The sequence below is a fragment of the Streptomyces sp. bgisy130 genome (genome assembly GCF_057708345.1).
Genome location: NZ_JBYISA010000101.1, coordinates 1 through 2,207, shown reverse-complemented (window position 1 = coordinate 2,207; position 2,207 = coordinate 1). Strand labels below are relative to the sequence as shown.

Below are 2,207 nucleotides of genomic sequence, written 5' to 3'. Positions count from 1 at the left end.
GCAAGCCGCCTTCGGGGCGGTAGGGATGGACTGGGAGCGCAGTGTGCGCTTCGACCCGAAGTACGAGCGCCCCTCCGAAGTGGATGCGCTTATCGGCGATGCGTCCAAGGCCAAGAGCCTGCTGGACTGGTCGGCGAAGGTGCAGTTCGACGACCTCGCGCGGATCATGGTCGAGTCGGACGTGCGGCAGCTGGAGGACGAGCTCTCCGGCCAACGGGTGCGGGTGGACCGATGACGGCCACCGCTACCGACCGCCGGCTGCGCGGCTTCACCGGCGCCGGCTACGACAAGGGCCGGGGGCTGCCATTCCAGATCGCGTGGTTCGTCGTGCTCAATGTTCTGTTCATGAAGTGGTGGTGCCCGCCGCGACTGCGGCCCCCACTGCTCCGGGCCTTCGGCGCCCGGGTCGGCGAGCGGGTGCTCATCCGGCACCGGGTGCGGGTGCAGTGGCCGTGGAAGCTCACGATCGGCGACGACGTCTGGGTGGGCGAGGACTCCTGGCTGATCAACCTGGAGCCGATCACCATCGCCCATGACGTCTGTGTGTCCCAGGGCGCCCTGCTGTGCACGGGAAGCCATCAACACCGCTCGTCCACCTTCGAGTTCGACAATGCCCCGATCCGTCTGGAGCCGGGTTCCTGGGTAGCCGCCCGTGCCGCGGTGTTGCGCGGCGTCACCGTCGGAGCGGGTGCGGTGGTCGGCGCCGGCGCGGTCGCCCACCGCGATGTGCCCCCGGGGGCCGTGCACACCACTGGGGGGACGCGGTGAAGGTCACTCATGTGGTGACGCTGGTCAGCGACGACGGGGCCTACGGCGGTCCCGTGAGCGTGGCCACCGGGCAGCTGGGCGAACTGGCCGCGCGCGGGCACGAGGTGGAGCTGGTCTCACTGTGGCGGGGCCGGAGCGCGCCCCCGCGATCCGTGGACGGGGTCCCGCTCCGTGCCAGGCGCGCCCGCACGCTCGTGCCGGGGCAAGGATTCCTCGGCCTGTTCCACCCGGGGCTGCTGCCGCTGCTGTGGCGGCGGGCGGGGCGGGCCGACGTCCTGCATCTGCACGCCGGGCGGGACCTGGTCTCGCTGGCCGCGCTCGTGGTGGCCGTGGTGCGCCGCCGGCCCTTCCTCGTGCAGACGCACGGCATGGTCCAGCCCCGCGGCTCGGCGGTGGCCCGGCTCTTCGACCGGGTGTATGTCCCGCTGCTGCGGCGGGCGGCCGCGGCCCTGGTGCTCACCGACGAGGAGGAGGCCGGGCTGCGGCGGGTACTGGGGCCGCGCGGACCGCGGCTGGTCCGGCTCCCCAACGGGGTCCGCGTCCGCCCGGCCGACGGGGAGCGGAGCGAGACCGATGTGCTCTTCCTGGCACGGCTACAGAGCCGCAAGCGCCCTGAGGCGTTCGTGCGGATGGCGGCGCTGGTGCACCGCAAACGGCCCGAGGTGTCGTTCACCCTGCACGGTTCGGACGAGGGGCGGCTGGCGGAGGTGCGGCGGCTGATCGCCGAGGAGGGGCTGGGCGAGGTGGTGACGTACCGCGGAGCCCTCGATCACGACGCCGCGGTGCGGCGCACGGCGCAAGCCACCGTGTATGTCCTGCCCAGCGTCGACGAGCCGTTCCCGATGAGTGTGCTGGAGTCCCTGGCGGTGGGCACCCCGGTGGTGTGCACCGACAGCTGCGGTATTTCCGGTGTGCTCCGGCAGCGCGAGGCCGCTGTGGTGACCGACGGTTCGCCGGAGCAGCTGGCGGATGCGGTACTGCGGCTCCTGGAGGACCGTCCGCTGCGGGAACGCGTCATCCGCGCAGGCCAAGCGGCCATCGAGGCGGAGTTCTCGCTCGCGGCCGTGGCCGACCGGCTGGAGAAGTGGTACGGATCATCCCTCGCCCGGCCGGGTGCCTGGTGACCGGGGTGCGGGGGGCAACCGCCCCCCACCGCCTGCGGCTACCGTCCCGCTCCGCGGCCGGACCCTGCGATCCGCAGCAGTTCGGTGATCCGCTCCAGACCGGCCCGGCTGCTGAGCCGCTGCTCGACGTACTCCGGGCCGCAGGCTCCCAGCCGCGCCGCCCGCCCCGGGTCGTCAGCGAGCGCCCGGACCTCCGCCAGGAGCGCCTTGGGGTCCTCCGGGGCGAGTACCGTCCCGGCGCCCGAGCGCAGCACCTCCTGTGCGGTGCCCCCTTCGGCGGCCACCGAGGCGATCACCGGCCGGCCCGTCATGAAG

At 73.3% G+C, this 2,207-nt stretch carries 3 protein-coding genes and 1 pseudogene; 3 read left to right on the top strand and 1 reads right to left on the bottom strand.

Features of this window, described 5'->3' with window-relative positions; translation table 11 throughout:
- From AC3EUV_RS38270 to AC3EUV_RS38260, 3 genes are all read left to right on the top strand, one after another.
- Window positions 1-235, top strand: a 235-nt coding sequence (locus AC3EUV_RS38270) for a GDP-mannose 4,6-dehydratase (protein ID WP_432147163.1), incomplete at its 5' end; no start/stop codon positions are given.
- Window positions 232-768, top strand: coding sequence for an LbetaH domain-containing protein (locus AC3EUV_RS38265; RefSeq protein WP_432147162.1), 537 nt, complete (start codon window positions 232-234; stop codon window positions 766-768). The genes AC3EUV_RS38270 and AC3EUV_RS38265, both read left to right, overlap by 4 nt.
- Window positions 765-1,892 carry a glycosyltransferase gene (locus AC3EUV_RS38260; RefSeq protein ID WP_435604890.1) on the top strand — a complete coding sequence of 376 codons (1,128 nt, stop codon included), beginning with the start codon at window positions 765-767 and terminating at the stop codon, window positions 1,890-1,892. Before AC3EUV_RS38265 ends, AC3EUV_RS38260 begins: the two co-directional genes overlap by 4 nt.
- Before the next feature lie 38 nt (window positions 1,893-1,930).
- Here AC3EUV_RS38260 and AC3EUV_RS38255 read toward each other — a convergent pair.
- Window positions 1,931-2,207 (bottom strand): annotated as a pseudogene (locus AC3EUV_RS38255) (glycosyltransferase WbuB); the annotation flags it as partial.